Genomic DNA, 22502 nt, shown 5'->3' on the forward strand with positions numbered 1-22502 from the left:
GGGGGGGGGGGCGTTTTGTGGGGGGGGCCCCGGCCGCGGGGGGGCGGGGGGCCCCGCGCGGGGGTCCCCGCCCCACGCCCCCGCGGGCCGCTGGTCCGCGCCCCGGGCCGCTTGTGCGTCGGTCAGTCGAAGACCGACGCGCAGGTGGTCCGTTCGGCGTGTGCCGGGTCGAGGGCGTTCAGCGCCTCGTGCCAGGCGATCCGGTCCGTGAGACCGATGGCGACGTGCTCCGAGAGGTCCAGGACGCACAGGTCCTGGAGCACGACGTTCTTCACGTTCGGCCCGTCCAGGAAGGCGCTCCGGTACGGCGTGACCACCTCGTCGTACTTGGTCGCGATCACCGTGTACTTCACCCCGGGCACGGTGTCCCCGCCCTCGTTCAGCTTGGTCTGGAAGGCGGATCCGGCGATCTGGTCGGCGAGGCCCGGGGTCGCGGTGCTGATCAGGTCCTCGGCCCCGGGGAAGTACGGGAGCAGCTGGGTGAGGCCGAGCAGGGTGGTGCCGTGGTTGTCGGGGGCGAGGCCGACGAGCGCGTTGACCTTGGCGGCGCCGCCGAGGTACTTGAGGTAGTAGCGCGGCATCATGCCGCCCTGCGAGTGCCCGATGACGTCGGTCTTGGCGGAGCCGGTGGCGGCGAGCACCTTGTCGACGAAGACGTCGAGCTGGCCGGCGGACTTGTCGATGGGTCCGAGCCCGTTGAAGAGGGGCACGCCGGGCAGTTGCCCGTAGTCGAGCGAGTAGACGCAGTATCCGCGGTGCACGAGGTACGGCGCGAGGCCGAGCCAGTTGTCGATGGAGTTGCCGAAGGTGCCGTGCACGAGCACGACGGGGCGCGGGTGCGCGGCTGACGGCTTGCAGGACCAGTTGTTCCAGCCGCTGCTGGGTGCGGACGCGGCCTGCGCGGCGCCGGTGGGGGCGACGAGCGCGGCGGCGGTGAGGGCGAGGACGGCCAGCGGGCGGAGCAGGCGTCTCCAGGGCAGCATCGTGTGATCTCCTTGCGGATCGACTCAAGGGGATGGGGCGTGGGGGTGTCCCGTGATCCGGATCACAAGGGGGCGCTGCTGCCGCCAAATTACGGGTGAGTAGCAACACAGGGAAGTTACGCGTCGGTAAAAACTCGCGTGTCGTGCGATCCTCCGGCGGTATGCGTCACGCCGCGAGCGTGCCGCGGGCGATGGCGTGCGGCCCGAAGCGGGCGCGGACGCGGTCCGTGACGGCTTCCAGGCGGCGGGCCTTCTCGTCCTCGGGGTCCAGACTGAGCTGCCGCGCGGCCCGTTCGGCCGGGGTCAGGTCCTCGGCCCGCAGGGACAGCGCCCGGACCCGGGCCCGCTGCAGGCCCAGCCCGGCGTACAGGGCGTAGGCCGTGGCGGTCAGGGCGGCGGAGTGCGCGGTGGGTTCGGCCAGGGTGCGGGTCCGCGTGAGCGTGGTGCGGTCGGCGCAGCGGACGGTGAGCGAGAGGGTGCGGCAGACCTGCCCCGGGCCCTGTCCTTGTGTACGAAGGGTACGGAGCTTCGCGCCGAGCTCCTCCGTCAGCGAGAGCAGGGCCCGCCGGTGCCGTACGGGATCCAGCTCGTCCCGTTCGAAGGTCCGCTCGGCGGCGATGGCGCGGGCGGCCGCCCCCGGCCGGACGGGGGTCGGGTCGATGCCGAGGGCGCGCTCCTGCACTTCGCGGCCGAGCCGGGCGCCGAGGATCCGCCGCAGGGCGGCGGGCGGGGCGGCGGCGACCCTGCCGACGGAGTCGAGGCCGTAGGAGCACAGGGTGCGGGCGGCCTTGGGGCCGACGCCGTCGAGGGCGGCGACCGGCTTGCCGGCCAGGAACCCGGCTGCTGCGGCGGGCTCGTCGGGGATCACCAGGGTCGCCCCGGGCCGGGCCTCGCGGGCCGCGGCCCGGGCCAGCATGGGGTTGCCGGCCACGCCGATCGCGGCGTCCACGCCGTACAGGGCGAGGGCCCGGACCCGGACCACGGAGGACAGCCCGGCGGCGTCGCAGCCGAAGTACCGCAGGGCGGCCCGGACATCGGCGAGGGCCGCGTCGGGCGGCAGGGCCTGCACGGCGGGGGTGATCCCGCCGAGCAGCGCGAGCACCCCGGCGTAGGCGTCCGCCCCGAGCGGACCGCCGTCGGCGGGGTGCAGCCGCAGGCACATCACGGTGCTCATCCCGCGCTCCCCGGGCTGGAGTGCCACAGCTTGCGTCCGGTCGCGGGGCCGTCGCCCGGCGGCTGGAGGTCGGCCCAGGGGTTCATCTCGTACCCCGTGGACAGCCGGATGCGGCGGCCGCCGGCCGTCGTCGCGGTAGCGGGCGGCCCGGTAGCGGGCGCGGGTGCGGGCGCGGGCGCGGTGGGCAGCGGCTCCGCCAGCCGGGCCGCGACCGCGTCCAGCCCGCCGGCCGCCCGCAGTTCCACCAGCTCGGCCAGGTTCCAGGCCGCCGCCCCGACCACGCTCAGGCTCTGCGGGCCCCGCCGCTGCACGACGCCCCGGACCAGCAGCAGGAAGGAGTGGAAGACGGTGTGCGCGCAGGCCTCGTGGCTGTCGTCGAAGAAGGCCAGGTCGACCAGGCCCGTCCCGTCGTCCAGCGTGGTGAAGATGACCCGCTTCCCGGACCGGATCGGCGGGGTCTGGGTGGCCGCCTTGGCCCCCGCGACCAGGACCGTCTGCCCGTGCCCGGCATCCCGCAGCCGCCGGGCCGGGATCACCCCGAGCTCGGCCAGGAAGGCGTGGTGGTCCGCCATCAGGTGCCGCGAGGCGTCCATGCCGAGGACGCCCAGCTCGGCACTGAGCCGTTCCGCGTCGGTCAGGTCGGGCAGCCCGACGGAGGCCGTGGACCGGCCGCCCTCCAAGGGGAGTTGGGGACCGCGCACACCGGCCGCCCGCTGCGCCCCGTGCAGTTCGGTCAGGTGCAGCAGCAGATCGCGCCGGTTGGCGCCGAAGGCGTCCAAAGCCCCTACCTGCGCGAGGCGTTCGGCCACCGGGCGGCCCGGATGCGCCCGGTCCCAGAAGTCGCGCAGGGAGGCGTACGGCCGTCCGGTCTCGATCCGGGCCGCCTCGGCCTCACTGATGCCGTGGACGTCGGACAGCCCGAGCCGCAGCCCCCACACCCGAGGTGCATCGGACACCAGTTCGATGCGATGGGCGGCCGCCGACCGGTTCACGTCCAGCGGCAGTACCGGCACGCCCCGCCGCCGCGCGTCCGCCAGCAGCAGCCGCTTCGGGTACATCCCCGGATCGTGGGTCAGCAGCCCGGCGTAGAAGGCCGCCGGGTGGTGCGCCTTCAGCCACGCGGACTGGTAGGTGGGCACCGCGAAGGCCACCGCGTGCGCCTTGCAGAAGCCGTAGCTGCCGAAGGCCTCCACGATCTCCCAGGCCCGGCCGATCACCTCCACCGGATAGCCGCGCTCGCCCGCCTTCGCCGCGAACCAGACCTTGATCCGCCCCTGCGACTGCGGGTCGGACAGCCCGCGCCGCACCCGGTCCGCCTCGTCCCGCCCGCAGCCGGTCAGGATGTTCACGATCTCGATGATCTGCTCGTGGAAGACCACCACCCCGTACGTCTCGCGCAGCGCGTCCGCCAGGTCCGGGTGCGGGAAGCGCACCTGCGCCCGCCCGTGCCGGGCCTCGATGAACGGCCGCACCATGTCGGCGGCCACCGGTCCCGGCCGGAAGAGGGAGATGTCGACCACCAGGTCGTGGAAGGTCGACGGCTGGAGCCGTCCCACCAGGTCCCGCTGGCCCGGGGACTCGATCTGGAAGCAGCCCAGCGTCTCGGCCGAGCGGATCAGCTCGTACGTGGCCCGGTCGCCCGGCGGCACCTGCGCCGGGTCGTCCAGGTCGAGCTCCTCCCCCGTACCGCGCCGGATCTCCGCGACGGCGTGCGCCATCGCGGACTGCATCCGTACGCCCAGCACGTCGAGTTTGAGCAGCCCGAGGTCCTCCACGTCGTCCTTGTCGAACTGGGACATGGGAAAGCCCTCGCCGCTGGTGGGGACCACGGAGGTACGGGCGAGCAGGGAGGCGTCGGAGAGCAGCACCCCGCACGGGTGCATGGCGATCCCGCGCGGCAGCGCGTCGAGCGATTCGACGAGCTCCCACAGCCGCCCGTGCGACTCCCTGCGTACGTCGCGCAGTTCGGGGAGCTCCTCCAGCGCGGCGCGGGCGTCGCGGGCCCGGATGTGCGGGAAGGCCTTGGCGAGCCGGTCGACGGCGGCCGGGTCCATGGACAGGGCGGCGCCGACGTCGCGGATGGCGTGGCGGACCCGGTAGGTCTCGGGCATGGAGACGGTGGCCACGCGCTCGGCGCCGAACCGGCCGATGATCCGCCGGTAGACCTCCAGCCTGCGGGCGGACTCCACGTCGATGTCGATGTCGGGCAGGACGCGCCGGCGCTTGGACAGGAAGCGCTCCATCAGCAGGCCGTGCTCGACGGGGTCGGCGTGCGCGATCCCGAGCAGGTGGTTGACGAGGGAGCCGGCGCCGGAGCCGCGGGCGGCCACGCGGATGCCCATCTCCCGTACGTCGTCCACCACTTGGGCGACCGTCAGGAAGTACGAGGCGTAGCCGTGGTAGGCGATGATGTCGAGCTCGTGGTGCATCCGCTCCCAGTACGCGCGGTCGTCCGCGTAGCCGCGCAGCACCATGCCGGCCGCGGCGCGGGAGGCGAGGACCCGCTGGGCGCTGCGGTGGGCCGCGCCGACGAGGCGGGCCTCGGGGAAGTGGACGGATCCCATGCCGAGGTCGTCCTCGGGGTCCACCGCGCAGGCTTCGGCGGTGCGCCGGGTCTCCGCGAGGAGGCGCCGCGCGTCGGCGGGGCCCAGGCCGGCGGCCCGGGCGATGCGGTCGGCCGCCCCGGCCATGGCGCCGGGGTCCTTGAGCCAGCGTTCGCCGCTGTCGAGGGAGGCGCGGGGGTCGACGGGGACCAGGCGGCGGGCCGCGTCGAGGATGTCGGCGACCGGCCCCTGGCCGGGGTCGGCGTAGCGGACGGCGTTGGTCAGCACGGCCGGGACGCCCTGCTCGGCGGCGAAGCCGACGGTACGGGCGGCCAGCCGGAGCGAGCCGGGTCCGGTGCCGGTGCGGCCGTGGTGGACGGCCTCCAGGCGCAGGGAGTCGCCGAAGACCTCCCGCCAGGGCGCGAGCAGCCGGGCGGCCCGGTCGGGGCGGCCCGCGGCGAGCGCCCGCCCCGTCTCGGAGCCGGGCCCGAGCAGGACGAAGACGCCCTCGCCGCGCAGGGCGCTCCAGGGCAGCACCGGCTGCCGTCCCGCGTCACCGCCCCCCGCGTGGGCGGCGGTGACCATCCGGCACAGCTCGGCCCATCCGGTGGCCCCATCGCGGGCGAGGAACACCGCGCGCGGGGCGGACTCGTCGATGAAGGCCCCGCCCTTGACGGGGTTGCGCCGCCGGTACGAGGCCTCGGCGAAGCCGGCCGGCCCCGCCGAGGCCCTGGACCCGGCCGGTCCCCCCGGCCCGGCCGGGCCCGCGGCGGGCGGTCCTGCGGGCGACGCGGCAGGCGACACGGCCAGGTCCACACCGAACAGGGGCCGGATGCCGGCCTTCGCGGACGCCTTGGCGAACCGGACCGCGCCCGCCAGGGTGTCGCGGTCGGTCAGGGCGAGGGCGTCCATGCCCCGCTCGGCGGCACGCTCCGCCAGTCGTTCCGGGTGCGAGCCTCCGTAGCGCATGGAGAACCCCGAAACGGTGTGCAGATGCGTAAAACCGGGCACCCGCGGCCTCCTGCTTCGCTCGATGAACCTCCCCCCGTCATCCACCATAGAGCAATTCGAATATCCGTGCGAAACACTTGTTCGACCATTCGGTTCGTCCGGGACGCCGGTGCGGGACCTCCGTCCCGGGCATCGCGCGGACCTCGGTACGGGGCATCGCGGACCTCGGTACGGGGCATCGTCCGGGGCGTCCGTCCAGGTCATCCATTCGGCCCGCCCCTGCTGCGTACCGCCCCCGGTACGCCGAGCGTGTGAGACATGACCCAGCCCACCCAGACCACCGACGCGGACCCGTCAGGCGGCTTCCTCGCCGAGATCAAGGACGCCGTGACCACCCGGGCGGCGTTGCTGGTCCTGGGGGTGCTGGCGCTCCAGCTCGCCTTCGTCACCTCGTACATCGGCGCCTTCCACCACCCAAAGCCCAGCGAGATCCCGATCGCCGTGACCGCCCCCCTCGCCCAGGTCGCCGAACGGTCCGCGCAGCAGCTCGCCGGCCTGCCCGGCAAACCGCTCGACCCCCGTACGGCCGGGGACGAGGCCGCCGCGGTCGGCCTGATCCAGGACCGGGAGGTGGACGGCGCGCTGATCATCGACCCGGCCGGCCGGACCGACCGGCTGCTGGTCGCCTCCGGCGCCGGAGCCGCGCTCTCGCAAGCCCTCGAAGGGGTGGTCGGCGCGGCCGAAAGGGCCCAGGGGCGGACGGTCCGGGTCATCGACGTGGCCCCGGCCCACGAGGGCGACAGCCGCGGCCTGAGCTCCTTCTACCTGGTCGTCGGCTGGTGCGTGGGCGGCTACCTGTGCGCCGCGATCCTCGCGATCAGCGCGGGCGCCCGGCCCGCGAACTCCGCCCGCGCCGTCGTCCGGCTCGGCGCGCTGCTCGTGTACGCGATCGCCGCCGGGCTGCTCGGCGCGGTCATCGCCGGCCCGGTCCTGGACGCGCTGCCCGGCTCCCTCATGGGCCTGTGGGGGCTGGGGACCCTGGTCGTCTTCGCGGTCGGCGCGATCACGCTGGCCTTCCAGGGGCTGGCGGGAGTGGTCGGCATCGGTCTGGCGATCCTGCTGGTCGTGGTGCTCGGCAACCCGAGCGCGGGCGGTGCCTACCCGTACCCGCTGCTGCCGCCGTTCTGGAGGACCATCGGCCCGGCCCTGCCCCCGGGCGCCGGTACGTACGCCGCGCGCTCCATCACGTACTTCAAGGGCAACGACGTCGCCGGGCCGATGCTGGTGCTGGCGGGCTGGGCGGTGCTCGGTTCCGCGGTCACGCTGGCCTGCGCGGCGTTCCGCAGGGGCCGGCCGGGGGCGGCCGTGGGCAGCGGGCTGCCGGATGACGCGCCCTCCGTCGCGCAGTTCGCGCACACGCCCGGCGCCGACGAGGCAGCGGACCCCCGCTGAACACCCCGGAGCCCGCCGAGTCCGCCCGGGCGGCGCGATCGCCGCGCCGCATCCCGGGAGGGCGCACTGCGGTCCACGCTGCGGGCGGAACCCGACGACCGGGCCCGGGCCACCGGACGGGCCGGCCAAAGGCGTGGTCCAGCGCCGCTAGGGCCGTTTCGCGCACCTGGACGTGACCGCCCGGCCCTCGGAGCTGCTCGCCCCGCCGGCCGGGCCGAGCACCCGGGCGGCGCTGGGCCGGCGCGGCGCGGACCGCGCCCGGCCCTGGAGCGGGACCGGGCCCTGGACCGCGCCCGGCCCTGGAGCAGGACCGGGCCTGGAGCGCGCCCGCCCCTGGAGCGGCCCGCCCGGCGGCGGCACCGCTCGTCCCCCGCGCGTGACAGAGGGCCACCCGGCCGTTCCTCGCGCCGGGCCGGCCCCGTGTCCGCAACCGGCCCACCCGCCCGCCCGCGGTGGTCACTTCTCCCCGGCCGCGGCCCCCTTCGCCGTATCGCCCACGGCCCCCGACTCGAACTCCCGGCGCAGTTCGCCCACGACCGCTTTGCCGCTCACCGTCAGCTCCGCCGCACCGGACAGCCGGTCCAGGGCGCGCTTGAGCGCATCCCCGTCCCCGTCCCCGTCGCCGTCGCCGTCGCCGTACCTGCCCCCGAGCTCCTCCGCCCGCCGGTACCGCTCGGCCGCCACCCGCGCGTACACATCGGCCAGCAGCTCCGACACCGGCACCGGCCGCTCCCGCCCAGGGGATTCGTGCAACCACTCCCCGTCCAGCGCGTACAGGTCGGCCACCTCGGTCAGCTCGCGCAGCCGGGCCCGCCGCCGCCCGGTGAGGAGTGCCAGGGCGGTCCCGCGCACCCCCGCCGGGCAGGGCACGCCCAGCGCGCCGGGTCCGCACCGCCCCGCGCCCCCCGGGCCGGCACCCGCTCCGCCCGCCAGGGGTGTGAGCGTGCCCAGGCCGGCCGCGGTCTCCCGCGCCAGGGCCGGCACCGTGCGGTCCAGCAGCGCCCAGGCCGCGCGGAGCCGGCGCTGCCAGCCCTCGGCTCCGGCTTCGTCCAGCCTCGGCGCGGGCGGCCGGGAGAAACAGTCGCGGTACGGGTCGAGGTCCTCCAGCGCCATCGGTCCCACCCACGCCCCGGTTCCCGGGAAGACCCGTACGGGCTGCCAGCGCGGAGCCTCCCGGAACAGCCCGAAGCGGGTTTCGGTGCCGCCTTCCCGTACGGAGAACCCCCCGTCGGCGGCCCTGATCCCGACCCGCCGCCCCTCCTCGGCGGACGGGCCGGTGCGCAGCAGGCCGAGCGTGGGCAGGTACAGCGCGCCACCCCGGTGGACCACGGTCGCGGTCGTCTCCAGCCGTCCCCGCACCACGGCCGCCGCGGCCAGCGCGGACAACTGCCGGGCCGGCTCCGCTCCCGGGGGCCGCCCCCGGCGTACGGAAGCCAGGGCGGCGAGCACCCACGCACGGGTGTACGGATGGTCCAGTACGGCGTTCAGGGCGTCCGGCGCCGCGGTCTCCACGGCCGCGAGCAGCTCCCAGGAGTGCTGCCAGTCCTCGCCCGCGGCCTCCGCCATGTCGCTGTGCAGCCGGGCCAGCAGTACCCGGGTCAGCTCGTGCTGGGAGGCCAGGAGGGCGGCGGGCTCGGCGACCTCGGGCGCGATGACGGCGGGGGCGGTGCGCGCTTCGACCCCCTCCACCAGTTCCCGCAGGTCGGCGCAGTAGACGGAGGGGTTGTCGAACCCGTTCGCGGCCCGGTAGCGGTGCGCGTAGAGCCCCCCGCCGCACGAACGCACCACGGGGCACCGGCGGCATTCGGCGCTGACCCCCGCGAGGCCCGCCTGCCGGGCCCGGATGCCGGGGTGGGCGGCCACCTCGTCGAAGCTGTGGCGGAAGACGTCGAAACCGGTGGCGGCGGCGCCCTCGTGGGCGGTCTTGAGCGAGTCGGCCTGCTCCAGCGTGCCGTCGGTCTCGACGACGACCAGGTCCGTGGGCGCCAGGCCGAGCGACTCCGTCAGGCTCGGCCCGCCCCGCAGGGTGCTCAGGAGCGAATCGAACAGCCGGACGGGCACCGGCCTGCCCTGCGCCTCCCAGTGGTCGAAGGCGCGCAGGAGCCACCGGGCGTAGGCATCGGGCCGCCCGTCGGGACGGGCCGGGGGCGTCTCCCAAGTGGCGTGCGGCAGCAGGAAGTCGATGCGGGGCGGTTCGAGCGAGGTGAGCGCGTCGAGCACCGCGCGGGGGTCGTTGCCGACGTCCACCGTGCAGAGCAGGCCCTGGTACAGGTGACGGTAGCGCTCCTGCCTGAGCAGTTCGAGCGCCTTGAGGACCAGGGGGTGGCTGGTGCGGCCGTCCGCGAAGCGGCGGTGCCGGTCGTTGGCCGTGCGGTCGCCGTCGAGGGACACCCCGACCCTGACCCCGTACTCGGAGAAGAGGTCGAGGAAGGGGACGCCCAGCCGGAGCCCGTTGGTATGGATGCGCAGATCGAGTGCGGCCACCCCGTCGAGGGCGCGGGTGAGCGCCTCGCACAGCGTCCGCAGCCGGGCGGGGCCGGCCAGCAGGGGCTCGCCGCCGTGCAGGATGACGGTCAGCGAGGGCAGGCCGTGGGTGGCCGCGTGCTCGGCGAGTCGTGCCGCCACCCGCTGCGCCACCGGTTCGGAGAGCGCCTTGGGCTGTTGCCGCCAGCTCTGGTCCGCGTGCTCGTAGACGTAGCAGTGGTCGCACGCGAGGTCGCATCTGCTGTGCACCTTGACCACGAACTCGCGGAAGGGGACGAGGCGTACGGCGCCGTCCCCGGTGGGCTCCATCGCGACGGGTGCGCTGCCGCGCTCAGAGGGAGGAGTTGAAGGTGACCGTCCGCGCGCCGGGAGCGGTCACCTCGGGGAGCACCCGGGCGATGCGCCGGTCGGTGTCCGCGCCTCCCGTGGTGAGCGAGGACAGGCTGGGCCGGGCGGCGCGGTGCTCCTGCGGCACCATCGGGACGGCGGGCTGCTGCTTCTGGTTGGTCGTCACGGGTCCCTCTCCGGTTCGTGGCTGTGTTTCCATCAAGAGAGCTGTCGTCATGAGACTAGGGACATCGACAGGAAGCTGAAAGACCGCGGAGGTGTGGTGCGCGTCGAGGTGAAGGCAGAAGACGGCCGTCTGATCGTGGCCGAGGTCTGGGGAGCGCCGGACGGAGTGCCTGTGCTCCTGCACCACGGAATGCCGGGATGCCGGCTCGGGAGCGCGCTGCGCGACATCACGGAGATCCGTCCGGACGTCCGCTTCTTCTCCTACGACCGGCCCGGCTACGGGGACTCCGAGCGCTCCCCGGGGCGCACGGTGGCCGATGCCGCCGGGGATTCCGCGGCCGTGGCGGACGCCCTGGGCGTGGACACCTTCGCCGTCGTCGGCCGCTCCGGGGGCGGTCCGCACGCCCTCGCCTGCGCGGCGCTGCTGCCGGAGCGGGTGACGGGGACGGCCGCCCTGGTCAGCCTCGCACCGTGGGACGGAGCCGGACTCGACTGGTTCGCCGGAATGACCCCCCACAACGCGGAGCACTACGCCCTCGCGGTCAGCGATCCGGCGGCCCTGGAGCGCCGGCTCACGCCCCGGGCGGCCGCGATCAGCCGTGATCCCGGCCGGCTGCTCGAAGAGCTGCGGAAGGAACTCGCCGGCGACGACTTGCGCGTCCTCGCGGACGGCCAGGTGCGCCAGTCGATCCTGGACAGCTACCGGGAGTCGCTGCGCGTCTCCGCCCGCGGCTGGCTGGACGACAGCCTGGCCTTCTGCCGGCCCTGGGGGTTCGATCCCGCCTCGATCCCCGGACGGGTCCTGCTCTGGCGCGGCGGCGAGGACGCCTTCTCACCCCTGGGGCATTTCCGCTGGCTCAGCCGGCACATCCCGAACCGCACCGCCGTACTCAAGCCGGGGGCGGGCCACTTTGCGGCTCAGTACGCGCTGCCGGAAGCCCTGGACTGGCTTCTATGACCGGCGGTTCCTCTTCCACGGGCGCCACCACCGATTCCCGGGCGCCCTTGAGGCAGTCGATGATGCGCTCGTGCATGTCCCCGACGCCGTCCGTGACCCGGATGCGCATGTAGAGCGCCCGCACCTCGCCGATGAACCGCTTCGAGAACATCCCCACCGGGATGGCCTCGTGCGAACCGGTCGCCACCATCGGGTACCCGACTCCGAAGTACACGATCCGGAAGTCGACGGCGGCCCGCAGACCCGCGTCGGCCAACTGCTCACCGAGGGTGGTCAGGCCCACCCACTCCACTCCGGAGCCCGGTTCGTCGACCGGGTTCCTGTCCAGTACCAGGTGGTAGTCCACTTGTTCCAGGACCGCGTTGTTCTGGCCGCCGTTGAGGACGCCCACCTTCCAGGCCTTCCCGGGGCCCGGGAGGAGCCCAGGCTCGAATTCGGACCGCCACCCGAGCACCGGGCGGATCGCTCGCGCGTACTGGGCCCTTGCCAGCACGGCGCCGGCCGCGACGGCCAGCAGGCTCGCCAGCGGTTCAGCGCTCATCAGCTGGAGCCGCCAGGGCCAGTGGGTCCGGGTGGCTTCGGGTATGTTCCCGCGCACGATCTCCCATAGGAGGATGACGACCAGCACACACAGCAGCACCAGGGGTGCCGTGAAGAGCCAGCGGTTGCGCCGGATGCGCCGTTGGGCGTCGGAGAAGGGGCCTCCCCGCCCGGATGGTGCACTGGTCATGCGCGTCTCTCCCCCCAAAGACGAACCCCCGCCCGGCAGTTCGGGCGGGGGCTCACGATTGTGCCGTAGGCCGGGCGGGTCTCCTACCCGCCCTCCGGGATCAGTACACGCTGACCCCGTAGGCGTTGAGGGCCTCGACCACGGGCTGGAAGAAGGTGGTCCCGCCCGAGGAGCAGTTGCCGCTGCCGCCGGAGGTGAGGCCGACCGCTCGGGTGCCCGAGTAGAGGGGGCCGCCGCTGTCGCCGGGTTCGGCGCAGACGTTGGTCTTGATCATGCCGTAGACGATGTCGCCGCCGCCGTAGTTGACGGTGGCGTTGAGGCCGGTCACCGTGCCGCTGTGGGTACCGGTGGTGGAGCCGCGCCGGGTCACGGACATGCCGTTCGTGGCGTTGACGGCGCTGGTGATGTCCTGGCTGCCGACGGTACCGGGGTGGGCGAGCGAGGTGTTGTCGTAGCGGATGAGGCCGTAGTCGTTGGTGGGGAAGCTGGAGCCCACGGTCGCGCCGATCGTGGTGGTGTGGGAGGAGTTGGTCCACCAGGTGCCCGCCCCGTCGGTACAGTGCCCGGCGGTCAGGATGTAGTAGGTGCTCCCGCTGCGCACGTTGAAGCCGAGCGAGCAGCGCCAGCTCGACGCGTAGATCGCGTCGCCGCCGGAGATCAGCTTGGTCAGCTTGCCCGGGGTGCGCTCGATGCGCAGGGCCCCGGCGTCGGCTCCGGCCTCGCGCTTGATTCTCGCGATGTCGGCGGCGGAAACGGTGGAGTCGGCGGTGACCACGAGGGTCCCGGTGGCGGAGTCGGTGTGCCAGGCGGTGCCGGCGACGTCGGCGCGCAGGACGGAGGCGCCGGCCGAGGCCAGCCGGGCGGAGCTGAATCCGCCGTCCTGTGGTTCGGCGTTCGCCACGGTGGGGGCGGCGAGCGCTGCGACGGCGGCCAGGCCGGTGGCCACCGCGAGCAGCCTGGTACGGGTGATGCTCTTGATCCTCACTTCTCGTCCTCCGAGAGGGTCGGGGGCCCGGCGGTCGTGGGGGTGCCGGAGCCCGTGAGGCGCAGTCGGGGCACGGGTAGTGCACGCTTTTGCGCCGTGTCCCTGACAAGCACTGTCGGGAGTGTGGGGGCGTCAGTTACCGGTCGCAAGGGCGCCTTTCAGCCGCAGCTCGCAGGCGGCCGCACCCAGGGGCGGCGTGTTCACGGGCGGCGCGCCGAGCCCCTCCCGGACTCCGTGCGACAGGGCCCCCGGCGGGCGTACCGGAGGCTCCGGGGGTACGGGGCCACCGGCGAGGGGCTCGGCGCCGGGGCGAACGGGGTCCTCCGCGGCGGCGGTCGGCACCACCCCGGCACCGGTCGCGCGCCGACGCACCGGAACGGCCGGAATTCGACCTTCCGGGTCGTCGGCCGACCCGGGGGTCTCCCCGGACGGGGTCCGCGGGAGGGTGCCGGTCGGCACGAGGGGCCCGCAGGGGGCGGACTCGGCGGCCACCCGGCGGCCGCTCCCCTCCCGCCGGTGGACGGGCGGATCGTGTGCGTCGTCGCTCATCCCGCACCCCTTCCACACCGGTCCGGACGGGAATCGCGAGGTAACCCGTCCGGACCTGCGGAATCTGAAAGGGGTTCAGCAGTCGCAGCCGCAGTCACACCCGTCGCAGCAGCCACCGTCGCCGCAACAGTTGCAGCAGTCGCAATTGCAGTTGCCGCAGTCGCAGGCGTCGCACCAGGGGTCGCGCTTCTTCCGCGACCACGGACCCTCGTGGTCCGTGCAGCACAGCTGGCAGGTACAGAACAGCCCGAGGGCCACCGCGCAGCCGGCGAGCAGCCCGCGGCGCGGCTTCTGCGGGGGCAGCCCGCCGCCACCGCCACCACCACCGCCACCACCGGGGCCCATGGGCGGCGGCATGCCCGGCCCGCCCGGAGCGTGGGCGGGCGCACCCGGCCCGTAGGGGTTGCCGCCCCCGTACGGAGCGCTGCCGTACGGGTCGGCTACGCCCGGCGCGTGACCCTGCGGCGCATAGCCCTGCGGCGGCGGCCCGAAACCGCCCTGTCCCTGCCCGGCAGCGTTCGTCCCGACGTGCCCGCAGCTGCTGGTGCCGAAGGCCCGGTCCACCGACGTGCGCAGCTCGTGCACGAGCAGCCGGTGGGCGAGGCCCGCGTCGGCGAACTCGACCTCGCGCAGTGCCAGCCTGATGCCGTGCAGGGCGTCGTCGCACAGCCGCCGGGCCTCGGTGAGCGAGGTCCCGGTGGCGGTGAGCGGGTTCCAGGCGCCGGCCGCGGCGTCCGCGCTCTGGTCCTCCACCGCGTCCAGCAGGTGGGCGAGCCTGCCGAAGTACCGGCCCGCCTCGGCCAGCGCGGGGGCGTTGCCTGGCCGTCCGGCGAGCTGCGCGGTATGGGCGAAGGCCGCGGCCGTCGCCGTCTCCGTCGGCTCGGTCACCACGAGGACGGGCGTGCCGAGGCCGGCCAGCGTCTCGATGCCCGCCTGCCGGTCCACGGCGTCGACCAGGACCGCCGTGTCGAAGCCGAGCGAGGCCCCGGTGCGGGCGCCGGCCCGGTCCCAGCCGCGGGCCACCTTGCGGGCGGCCGCGGCGATGGGGGCGCGGGCCAACAGCCCGTCGCGGTCGGCCACGTGGTCCCTCACCTTCGCGGAGGCCAGGACGAGCGAGACGGCGGCGGCGAGCCGCGCGCCCTCGCCGTTGGCGACCGGGGCCGTGCGCATCCCCCGCAGGGGGCAGGGCCCCGCGGTGCGGCGGGCGCCGGGGGCGGGACCGGACTGAGCCTCCGTCAGAACGGAGACGAGCAGCCCGTCGTAATTGGTGACGATCCGGGCGAACTGGCCGTGGTCACCCCGAAGTGCCAGGCAGAGCCCGCACAGATGGGCCATCCACTCCGCCTTGAACCGCTCCCCCAGCCGGTGCGTGCAAGGTCTGACGATGCCGAACAACTGCTTCCCCCGTGTGTCGTACGCGTGCCTGCCCGGCATGGTATCGAGCCGGATTCTTCACCCGTACGTCCCCGTCGCTCACCCGTACGGAGGTGGCAGTCGTATTTTCACTCAGTCAGCAGTGGTAGCCGTCTGAATCCTTGACCGTGCAACGCATGTTCTGCACCAGTACCGTCACGAAACCCGTGCGCGGCGACTATCCACTTGGCGCGTTGTCAGCATCATGGACGACCATAGGGGCAGCGGAGAGAAGACAGACTGACCGCGATGAAAGGAGGCGTCCATGGGTTCGGTGCGCAAGGCGAGTGCCTGGCTGGGTCTCGTGGAGGACAGCGACGACGAGCGTTACTACGACGACGACTACGCGGAGGCCGCCCGGGGCGGCTCGGTGTCCGGGCCCGGTGACCAGTGGGTCACCGACCCCCGGGTCAGGGTGGCGTCGGAGTCGGCCGTCGAGCAGGGCCGCCGGATCGCGACGGTCACCCCCGACGGCTTCCGTGACGCGCGGGGGATCGGCGAGCTGTTCCGCGAGGGCGTACCGGTGATCGTCAACCTGTCCTCCATGGACCCGGGTGACGCGAAGCGCGTCGTCGACTTCGCGGCCGGACTGACCTTCGGGCTGCGCGGTTCGATCGAGCGGGTGGCGACCAGGGTCTTCCTGTTGACCCCGGCCGACACCCAGATCGTGAGCGGCGAGCCCGCCGGCCGCTCGCGCGAGTTCTTCAACCAGAGCTAGGCAGGGCTCTCACCGGAAGGCGTCGAGCCCGGTGAGCGCCTTGCCCAGCACCAGTTGGTGCATCTCGACGGTGCCCTCGTAGGTGAGGACCGATTCGAGGTTGGTGGCGTGCCGCATGACGGGGTATTCGAGCGAGATCCCGTTGGCACCGAGGATGGTCCGCGCGGTGCGACAGATCTCGATGGCCTCGCGGACGTTGTTGAGCTTGCCGAAACTGATCTGCTCCGGCCGCAGGGTGCCCGCGTCCATCCGCCGGCCCAGATGGTGGGCGAGCAGGATGCCCTTGTGGAGTTCGAGGGCCATGTCCGCGAGTTTGGCCTGGGTGAGCTGGAAGCCCCCGATCGGCTTGCCGAACTGCTCCCGCGTCTTCGCGTAGCCGAGCGCGGACTCGAAGCTGGCGCGCGCCGCGCCCATGGACCCCCAGATGATCCCGTACCGCGCGTGGCTGAGGCAGCCGAGCGGCCCCCGCAGCCCGGTGACCTCCGGCAGCACCGCGTCGGCCGGCAGCCGCACGTCGTCCATCACGAGCTCGCTGGTGACACTGGCCCGCAGGGACCACTTGTGCTTGATCTCGGGCGCGGAGAACCCCGCGCTGTCGGTGGGCACCGCGAACCCGCGGATCCCCTCGTCGGTCTGCGCCCACACCACGGCGACCGCCGCGACGGAGCCGTTGGTGATCCACATCTTGCGGCCGTTCAGCACCCAGTCGGCGCCGTCGCGCTTCGCGTACGTGCGCATGGCGGCGGGGTCGGAGCCGACGTCGGGCTCGGTCAGCCCGAAGCAGCCGATCAGCTCACCGGCCGCCATACCGGGCAGCCAGCGCTGCTTCTGCTCCTCCGAGCCGTACTTCCAGATCGCGTACATGGCGAGCGAGCCCTGGACGGAGACCAGCGAGCGGATGCCCGAGTCGGCAGCCTCCAGTTCGAGGCAGGCGAGACCGTACTGAACGGCGCTGGCACCGGCGCACCCGTATCCGGTGAGTGACATGCCCAGCGCCCCGATCGCCCCGAGCTCCCGGGCCAGCTCCCGGATCCCGGGCAGCTCGCCGCTCTCGTACCACTCGGCGATGTGCGGCAGCACGCGGTCGGCGGCCCAGCCGCGGACGGTGTCGCGGACCGCGAGGTCCTCGGGCCCGAGGAGCTCGTCGAGCCCGAGCGGATCAAGGGGCAGGAACGCGGACACGGGGCCTCCCGAAGGCCTGGGGACATGAGCCGGCAGCGCGGGTTTCGCGCTCCGCCGACGCTATGCGTCCGCGCCGGGCAAATCCAGCCCCGCCCGTGTGCGGTCGGCCCGCTGCGGTCAGCCCGCCCGCTCCACCGCGGAGGGCCGCGGCTCGCCGCTGACCTGCGCCGGCAGCCGGACCACGGCGGGTTCCGCGCGGGTCTGCGTGCGGGGCTCGGCGCAGGTCTCCGTACGGGGCTCGGTACGCGCCTGCGCCCGGGACTCCGCGTCGCTCCCGTGCCCGGCCGGCGCCCCGCACTCCATCACCCGCGGCAGCCTCAGCGCCATCACGGCTCCCGCCAGCAGCAGCCCCGCGCTCACCAGGAGCGTCACGTGCAGCCCGTGCACGAAGGAGTGCCGGGCGGCGGCGTACAGCGCCGCCCCCGCGGGCCCGCCCAGGTGCGCGGCGATCTGGTACGCCTCGCCCAGGGAATGCGCGGCGTCCGCCGAGTCCGCCTGCGAGACCCCCGGCACCCGCGCGAGCCCCGGGGCGTACGCGGCGTTCATCACGCTGCCCAGCAGCGCGATGCCCATGCCCGCGCCCAGCTGGTACGAGGTCTCGCCGATCGAGGCCGCCCCGCCCGCGGTGTCCGCGGGGGCCTCGCTCAGCATGGACTCGTACGCGGCGAACAGCGTGGTCTGGAGCCCGAAGCCGAGCAGGATGAAGCCGGCGGTGAGCAGCACGGGCCGGTCGTGCTGGCCCATGAAGGTCAGCAGCAGTACCGCGAAGGCGGTGAGCAGGAAGCCCAGGGAGACCATCGTCCGCGGCCCGATCCGCGCCAGCGTGTACGACCCGGTGGCACCCGCGGCCATGGCGGCGAAGGTGAGCGGCAGCAGCCGCAGGCCGGTCTCCAGCGGGCTGAGGTGCAGCACCAGCTGGAGGTACTGGACGGCGATCAGTTCCAGGCCGACCAGGGCCAGCATGGCGAGCACGATGCAGCCGACGGAGGTCGAGAAGGCAGCCCGGGAGAACATCCGCATGTCGATCAGCGGGTGCGCCCGCCGCTTCTGCCTGCGTACGAAGAGGACGAGGAGCGCCACCCCGAGCACCAGCGGCACGAGCGCCTGCACGTCGAGGAGCTCCCGCTCGGCGCCGAGCCGCTTGACGCCGAGCACCGAGCCGAGCACACCGGTGGCCGCCATCAGGGCGCCGGTCACGTCCCACGGCCCGTCACAGGAGCCCTTCGATTCGGGCAGCAGCCAACGCCCGAGCGGCAGGATCAGGGCCATCAGCGGGATGTTGATCAGGAAGACGGAGCCCCACCAGTAGTGCTGGACGAGGAAACCGCCGAGGACGGGTCCGCTGGCGGCGCCGATCGCGGCGACGGCGGTCCAGATGCCGATGGCGAGGGCCCGCTCGCGCCGGTCGGGGAAGACCTGGCGCAGGATCGACAGGGTGGCGGGCATGATCATCGCGCCGCCGATGCCGAGCAGGGCGCGGGCGGCGATGAGGACCTGGGCGTTGTCGGCGAGCGCGGCGACGGCGGAGGCGACGCCGAAGAGCCCGTAGCCGAGGAGGAGGACGCGGCGGCGGCCGACCCGGTCCCCGAGGGTGCCGAAGAGGATCAGCAGCGAGGCGCAGACCAGCGGGTAGGCGTCGACTATCCAGAGGAGCTCGATCGAGCCGGGGCGCAGGTCCTCGGTGACGGAGGGAACGGCGACGTGCAGGATCGTCGCGTCGAGCGCGACGAGGACCAGGCTGACGCACAGCACCGCCAGGACGACCCAGCGGTTGGCCCCGCCGGAGGCCGCGCGGAGCCGCTGCCAGGGGGAAGGGGTCCTGGCCCCGGCCGCGTTCGTCCCCGACATGCATGTACCTCCCAGGTGATCCCTCGCGCTCGGCGGACCAGCGTCTTGCGGAGCCACGGGGGGTGGTGCGCTGTGCGGCGTCCAACGGGGTCCGGCATCGACACGCGAGTGAACGGTCAGCGTACGCGAGTTCGCCTGTCCGATACGTGGTCAAGCTCTCATCCCGGCGGCGACCGCCTTGTGGCGTACGCCACTCCGCACACCCCGCCCCTCCCCCGCGTACACGCACGCTCACGGTCCGTGGTTCTCGGGCCGTCGGCGTCGCCACCGATAATCATGCCCGTGAAAGATCTTGGATTCCGCCGGGCCGCGCCCGCGCTCGCCGTCTTCGCGGCGGTCCGCCTGCTCGGGCTGGCCGTGCTCGCGGGGTGGAGCGCGGCGGCCGGCAGCAGCCCGCACACGTTGCTGTCGGCACGCTGGGACTCGCTCTGGTACGCCCGCATCGCCGCGGAGGGGTACGGGTACGAGGTGCTCCTCCCGAACGGCGACGTCCACTCGAACCTCGCGTTCTTCCCGCTGCTGCCCTGGCTGGAGCGGCTGGTGTCGGCGGCGACCGGGCTCTCCTACGGCTCCGCGGGCCTCGTGGTCTCGACGGTGGCGGGGCTCGCCGCGGCCTGGGGGATCTTCGCGGTGGCGGACCTGCTCCACGGCCGCCGGGCCGGGGTTCTCGCCGTCGCCCTGTGGGCGGCGCTGCCCGTCGGGATCGTGCAGTCGATGGCCTACAGCGAGTCGCTGTTCACGGCGCTGGCCGCCTGGGCGCTGTACGGGGCCCTGCGCGGCCGGTGGCTGACGGCGGGCCTGCTCGCGGCCGGAGCGGGGCTGACCCGCCCGGTCGGTGCCGCGGTGGTCGCCGCGGTGTGGGTGGCCGCCGTACTGGCTCGGCGGCGCGGGGAGCGTTCGTGGCGGTTGACGGCGGGAGCGGCGCTGGCTCCGCTGGGCGCGGCGGCGTACGTGCTGTGGGTCGGCGCGCACACCGGGCGCGGCCTGTTCGGGTACCTGGACGTACAGGGCGGCTGGGGCAACGGCTTCGACGGGGGCTGGGCCTTCGCCCGGTTCATCGGGGCGAAGTTGGCCTCCTCCTCCTTCGCGGCCGGGCTCGGACTGGTCGCGGGGGTCGTGCTCGTGCTCTGGCTGTACGGGCGGTGCGTCCGGCAGCGGCAGCCGGCGCCGCTCCTCGTGTACTGCGGGATCGTCGTGGCACTGGCGCTCTGCGCGTCGGGGTACTTCGGCTCCAAGCCCCGGCTTTTGCTGCCGGCCTTCCCCCTGCTGCTGCCGGTGGCGGTGGCGCTGGCCCGGTGGCGGACCCGCCGGGCGGCCCTGGTGCTGGGCGCGGCGGCGCTGGCCTCGGCGGTCTACGGGGCGCTGTGGCTGAACGGGTCGGGCCCTCCGTAACGGAATGGATCATTCCGATCCATCATTCGGTAAAAGAAAGGAGCGGCGGCGATAAAGCGCTGGTAAGTGTGCGAAATAATTGCCAGGGCAGTGGATCAAGACCGCTCCAACCATTGCCGGAATAAGGGTAATTAAGTCCCGCGTGAGACCAACTCCACATCACATGGTCATCACAAAGCCGGTGATTCGCCCGGGCTGCCCATCGGCGCGCGGTAACGTCGATTGAGTGCGTACCGACCAAATCCTGACCCGTCTGGAGCGGGTGTTCGCCCGGCTGGACCGGGAACCAGAGCGACCGGCTCATCTGCAAACCCCGCAGATGAGCCGGCATCGCGTCGTTCTCCTGGGATCGACGCTCGCCTTCTACCTCGCGATCGTGGTGGCCGTACTGACCACGTCCTGGCTCGTCCGCCTGGACTGGCAGATCATGTTCTTCCGGCCCTACGAGCAGTGGCCCCAACTGCACGCCTTCCTCGACTACCTCGTCGTGCTCGGCCAGCGCGGCCCCACCGCCGTCATGGTCGCCGCCTGGCTCGGCTGGCGCTCCTGGCGGCAGCACACCCTCCGCCCGCTGATCACCCTCGGCGTGGCGCTGCTGCTGCTCAACATCACCGTCGGGTCCGTCAAGCTCGGCCTCGGCCGGCTCGGTCCGCACTACGCCACCGAGATCGGATCGGCCGAACTCTTCGCGGGCGGCGATATATTCCCTTCCGGCCACACCGCGAACGCCGTCGTGACCTGGGGCATCCTCGCGTACCTGGCCTCCACCGTGGTCACCCGGCGGGTGCTGTCCGTGGTGTCCGCGGTCGTCTCGCTGAGCGTCGGCGCCACCACCGTCTACCTCGGCACCCACTGGGTCAGCGACGTCCTGCTCGGCTGGTCCGCGGGGCTGCTGATCCTGCTGGCGCTGCCCTGGTTCGAGCCGCTCATCGCCCGGACCGAGGCCTACGTCTTCGAGCTGCGCGAACTGCTGCGCCGCCGCGCGGAGACCGGCCGGATGCCGGCGCCGGTCGCGTCCGCGCTCACCCCGCTGCTCTCCGCGGGCGGGAAGTGGCGGCTGGTGCGCGTCGCCGACCCCACCGAGGAGCCGGCCCCCGCGCCCGCCGCCGCACAGGCCGTCGCACAGACCGCCGTACCCGTCGGGCACACCCCGGCGCCGCGGCCCGCGGCCGTGCTCTCCGGCCGGCCGCACGTCATCCGGTCCGAGCGGACCCCGCTGACCCCCGTCGGCAGCCGCCGCCCGGCGCACACCGAACGGGCCACGGCCCGGGGGGCGGCGCCCCGCCCGGTCGCCGGCGGCTGAGGCACCACGTCGCGGGACGGTACGCACCACCTCACCGCACACCGCCAAGGCGGGCCGGGTCACTGACCCGGCCCGCCTTCGTCGTTCGCCGTCCGTCAGCGCCGCGCCCGGACGTTCGTCCGTCCCGGGTCACGCTTGTGTCACAGAATATCGACAGTTGCCAATTGTTTTGCGGCCCGCGACACGCCCGTCGCGCAACCCGTTTGGAATTTCTGCCGAAACCAATCTGCGCAACCGGGGAAATTCTGCCGGAGATTGCCGCGGACCGTTGGACCGGACCAGCTGAATCCCCCTCACTTCCCCTACATTTCCTTCACCGCCGCCGACTCCACGGCCCGCCCCAGCAGATCCCTGGCGGCGCTGATCCGGTCGGTCAGCTCGGGCGGCTCGACCACTTCGAACTCACAGCCGAGCAGCATGATGTGAATCACCAGGACGTCCAGGCTCACCGCCCCGGTACGCAGGAGACAGCTCTGTGCGTCGACGGGTTCGAGGGCGCCGTCGCTCGGCCCGACGGTCCGTGCCGCCTCCTCCGCCGAAACCTTCAGCCGCACCACCGCGCGGGCCGCGTACGCGCGCTGCGACACGCCGTGGGAGACGTACGCGGCGAGGTCCTCGGCGGGCGGGCGGCGCGGCGTGAACCGCGGCCCGTGCGGCGGTCTGGGCTCGATCCGGTCGGCCCGGAAGGTGCGCCAGTCCTCCCGGTCCAGGTCCCAGGCGACCAGGTACCAGCGCCGCTCGGTGCACACCAGCCGGTGCGGCTCGACCGCGCGTCGGGTCACGGTGCCCTCGTGGTCCCGATAGCCGAACCGCAGGCGCTCGGCGTCCCGGCAGACGGCGGCGAGCTCGGTCAGCACCGAGGGGTCCACGGTGGAGCGCTGCGGCCCGCGCAGCATCGGCACGGTGAACTCGTTGAGCGCGGAGACCCGGCGCCGCAGCCTCGACGGCAGTACCTGCTCCAGCTTGGCGAGGGCCCGTACGGAGGCCTCCCCGATCCCCTCGATCCCGTTCCCGGCGGCGGTCCGCAGCCCGACCGCGACGGCGACGGCCTCGTCGTCGTCCAGCAGCAGCGGCGGCAGCTCGGCCCCCGCCCCCAGCTGGTACCCGCCGCCGGTCCCGGGACTGGCGTTCACCGGATAGCCCAGCTCCCGCAGCCGGTCCACGTCCCGCCGGACGGTCCGCGCGGTCACGCCGAGCCGCTCGGCGAGATCGGCCCCGGTCCATTCGCGGTGGGCCTGCAACAGGGACAACAGACGCAGCAGTCGCGCGGAGGTATCGAGCATGGCCGAAGTCTGCCAGCGGTGAACGGTGCGGGGACGCGCCC

General features: G+C 73.8%; 17 protein-coding genes. 5 read left to right on the top strand and 12 right to left on the bottom strand.

The genetic code is table 11. The features are described 5' to 3' along the window. Nucleotides 1-122: 122 nt before the first annotated feature. The 3 genes from ACFCZ1_RS19595 to ACFCZ1_RS19605 form a co-directional block, all read right to left on the bottom strand. A complete protein-coding gene (locus tag ACFCZ1_RS19595; protein ID WP_376679523.1) occupies nucleotides 123-983 on the bottom strand; it encodes an esterase/lipase family protein in 861 nt (286 codons plus the stop codon). A 166-nt stretch (nucleotides 984-1149) separates the two neighbouring features. Beyond that, nucleotides 1150-2157 (bottom strand): hypothetical protein, encoded by a 1008-nt coding sequence (locus tag ACFCZ1_RS19600; protein WP_376679524.1) that lies wholly within the window; start codon nucleotides 2155-2157, stop codon nucleotides 1150-1152. After that, a complete protein-coding gene (locus ACFCZ1_RS19605) occupies nucleotides 2154-5711 on the bottom strand; it encodes a DNA polymerase III subunit alpha (protein WP_376679525.1) in 3558 nt (1185 codons plus the stop codon). The genes ACFCZ1_RS19600 and ACFCZ1_RS19605 overlap by 4 nt, the downstream gene beginning before the upstream one ends. Nucleotides 5712-5969: 258 nt before the next feature. On the opposite strand from ACFCZ1_RS19605, the gene ACFCZ1_RS19610 reads away from it, so the two are divergent. Further along, nucleotides 5970-7103 (top strand): DUF3533 domain-containing protein, encoded by a 1134-nt coding sequence (locus ACFCZ1_RS19610; protein ID WP_376679526.1) that lies wholly within the window; start codon nucleotides 5970-5972, stop codon nucleotides 7101-7103. Nucleotides 7104-7559: 456 nt separating this feature from the next. Here ACFCZ1_RS19610 and fxsB read toward each other — a convergent pair whose 3' ends face one another. Continuing rightward, nucleotides 7560-9896, bottom strand: a complete 2337-nt coding sequence (gene fxsB / locus ACFCZ1_RS19615) for a radical SAM/SPASM protein FxsB, inactivated metallohydrolase extension form (RefSeq protein ID WP_376679527.1) — start codon at nucleotides 9894-9896, stop codon at nucleotides 7560-7562. A 22-nt stretch (nucleotides 9897-9918) separates the two neighbouring features. Next, entirely contained in the window at nucleotides 9919-10101 is a 183-nt protein-coding gene (locus ACFCZ1_RS19620) for a hypothetical protein (protein ID WP_376679528.1), read from the bottom strand. A gap of 108 nt (nucleotides 10102-10209) precedes the next feature. On the opposite strand from ACFCZ1_RS19620, the gene ACFCZ1_RS19625 reads away from it, so the two are divergent. Continuing rightward, nucleotides 10210-11058, top strand: a complete 849-nt coding sequence (locus ACFCZ1_RS19625) for an alpha/beta fold hydrolase (RefSeq protein WP_376679529.1) — start codon at nucleotides 10210-10212, stop codon at nucleotides 11056-11058. Here ACFCZ1_RS19625 and ACFCZ1_RS19630 read toward each other — a convergent pair. From ACFCZ1_RS19630 to ACFCZ1_RS19645, 4 genes are all read right to left on the bottom strand, one after another. After that, nucleotides 10991-11788 (bottom strand): hypothetical protein, encoded by a 798-nt coding sequence (locus ACFCZ1_RS19630; RefSeq protein ID WP_376679530.1) that lies wholly within the window; start codon nucleotides 11786-11788, stop codon nucleotides 10991-10993. The genes ACFCZ1_RS19625 and ACFCZ1_RS19630 overlap by 68 nt on opposite strands. A gap of 100 nt (nucleotides 11789-11888) precedes the next feature. Further along, nucleotides 11889-12773 (bottom strand): S1 family peptidase, encoded by an 885-nt coding sequence (locus ACFCZ1_RS19635; RefSeq protein ID WP_376679531.1) that lies wholly within the window; start codon nucleotides 12771-12773, stop codon nucleotides 11889-11891. 132 nt (nucleotides 12774-12905) lie between these two features. Continuing rightward, nucleotides 12906-13322, bottom strand: coding sequence for a hypothetical protein (locus ACFCZ1_RS19640; protein WP_376679532.1), 417 nt, complete (start codon nucleotides 13320-13322; stop codon nucleotides 12906-12908). A gap of 75 nt (nucleotides 13323-13397) precedes the next feature. After that, complete coding sequence (locus tag ACFCZ1_RS19645; protein WP_376679583.1) at nucleotides 13398-14717, bottom strand: DUF5685 family protein; 1320 nt, start codon at nucleotides 14715-14717, stop codon at nucleotides 13398-13400. A 283-nt stretch (nucleotides 14718-15000) separates the two neighbouring features. Here ACFCZ1_RS19645 and ACFCZ1_RS19650 point away from each other — a divergent pair, with 283 nt between their 5' ends. Then, nucleotides 15001-15453 carry a cell division protein SepF gene (locus tag ACFCZ1_RS19650; protein WP_376679533.1) on the top strand — a complete coding sequence of 151 codons (453 nt, stop codon included), beginning with the start codon at nucleotides 15001-15003 and terminating at the stop codon, nucleotides 15451-15453. Between the two features lie 9 nt (nucleotides 15454-15462). Here the strand turns inward: ACFCZ1_RS19650 and ACFCZ1_RS19655 are convergent, their stop codons facing one another. Both ACFCZ1_RS19655 and ACFCZ1_RS19660 read right to left on the bottom strand, forming a co-directional pair. Continuing rightward, on the bottom strand, nucleotides 15463-16635 hold the full coding sequence (locus ACFCZ1_RS19655; protein ID WP_376679534.1) for an acyl-CoA dehydrogenase family protein: 1173 nt from the start codon (nucleotides 16633-16635) through the stop codon (nucleotides 15463-15465). Between the two features lie 117 nt (nucleotides 16636-16752). Then, on the bottom strand, nucleotides 16753-18483 hold the full coding sequence (locus tag ACFCZ1_RS19660) for an MFS transporter (RefSeq protein ID WP_376679535.1): 1731 nt from the start codon (nucleotides 18481-18483) through the stop codon (nucleotides 16753-16755). A gap of 276 nt (nucleotides 18484-18759) precedes the next feature. On the opposite strand from ACFCZ1_RS19660, the gene ACFCZ1_RS19665 reads away from it, so the two are divergent. Next, a complete protein-coding gene (locus ACFCZ1_RS19665; protein ID WP_376679536.1) occupies nucleotides 18760-19875 on the top strand; it encodes a glycosyltransferase family 39 protein in 1116 nt (371 codons plus the stop codon). A 226-nt stretch (nucleotides 19876-20101) separates the two neighbouring features. Continuing rightward, the gene (locus tag ACFCZ1_RS19670; protein ID WP_376679537.1) at nucleotides 20102-21178 is read left to right on the top strand and encodes a phosphatase PAP2 family protein; all 1077 of its coding nucleotides are present in this window, start codon (nucleotides 20102-20104) and stop codon (nucleotides 21176-21178) included. Nucleotides 21179-21480: 302 nt separating this feature from the next. Here ACFCZ1_RS19670 and ACFCZ1_RS19675 read toward each other — a convergent pair whose 3' ends face one another. Beyond that, entirely contained in the window at nucleotides 21481-22461 is a 981-nt protein-coding gene (locus ACFCZ1_RS19675; protein WP_376679538.1) for a helix-turn-helix transcriptional regulator, read from the bottom strand. Nucleotides 22462-22502 lie beyond the last annotated feature (41 nt).

It is taken from the genome of Streptomyces sp. NPDC056224, assembly GCF_042267665.1.
GTDB lineage: Bacteria > Actinomycetota > Actinomycetes > Streptomycetales > Streptomycetaceae > Streptomyces.

Excerpts from the sequence above, each read along its gene's own strand:
- ACFCZ1_RS19595 (WP_376679523.1), bottom strand. The coding sequence starts at position 983 with ATGCTGCCCTGGAGACGCCTGCTCCGCCCGCTGGCCGTCCTCGCCCTC.
- ACFCZ1_RS19600 (WP_376679524.1), bottom strand. The coding sequence starts at position 2,157 with ATGAGCACCGTGATGTGCCTGCGGCTGCACCCCGCCGACGGCGGTCCG.
- ACFCZ1_RS19610 (WP_376679526.1), top strand. The coding sequence starts at position 5,970 with ATGACCCAGCCCACCCAGACCACCGACGCGGACCCGTCAGGCGGCTTC.
- fxsB (WP_376679527.1), bottom strand. The coding sequence starts at position 9,896 with ATGGAGCCCACCGGGGACGGCGCCGTACGCCTCGTCCCCTTCCGCGAG.
- ACFCZ1_RS19630 (WP_376679530.1), bottom strand. The coding sequence starts at position 11,788 with ATGACCAGTGCACCATCCGGGCGGGGAGGCCCCTTCTCCGACGCCCAA.
- ACFCZ1_RS19640 (WP_376679532.1), bottom strand. The coding sequence starts at position 13,322 with ATGAGCGACGACGCACACGATCCGCCCGTCCACCGGCGGGAGGGGAGC.
- ACFCZ1_RS19650 (WP_376679533.1), top strand. The coding sequence starts at position 15,001 with ATGGGTTCGGTGCGCAAGGCGAGTGCCTGGCTGGGTCTCGTGGAGGAC.
- ACFCZ1_RS19660 (WP_376679535.1), bottom strand. The coding sequence starts at position 18,483 with ATGTCGGGGACGAACGCGGCCGGGGCCAGGACCCCTTCCCCCTGGCAG.
- ACFCZ1_RS19665 (WP_376679536.1), top strand. The coding sequence starts at position 18,760 with ATGCCCGTGAAAGATCTTGGATTCCGCCGGGCCGCGCCCGCGCTCGCC.
- ACFCZ1_RS19675 (WP_376679538.1), bottom strand. The coding sequence starts at position 22,461 with ATGCTCGATACCTCCGCGCGACTGCTGCGTCTGTTGTCCCTGTTGCAG.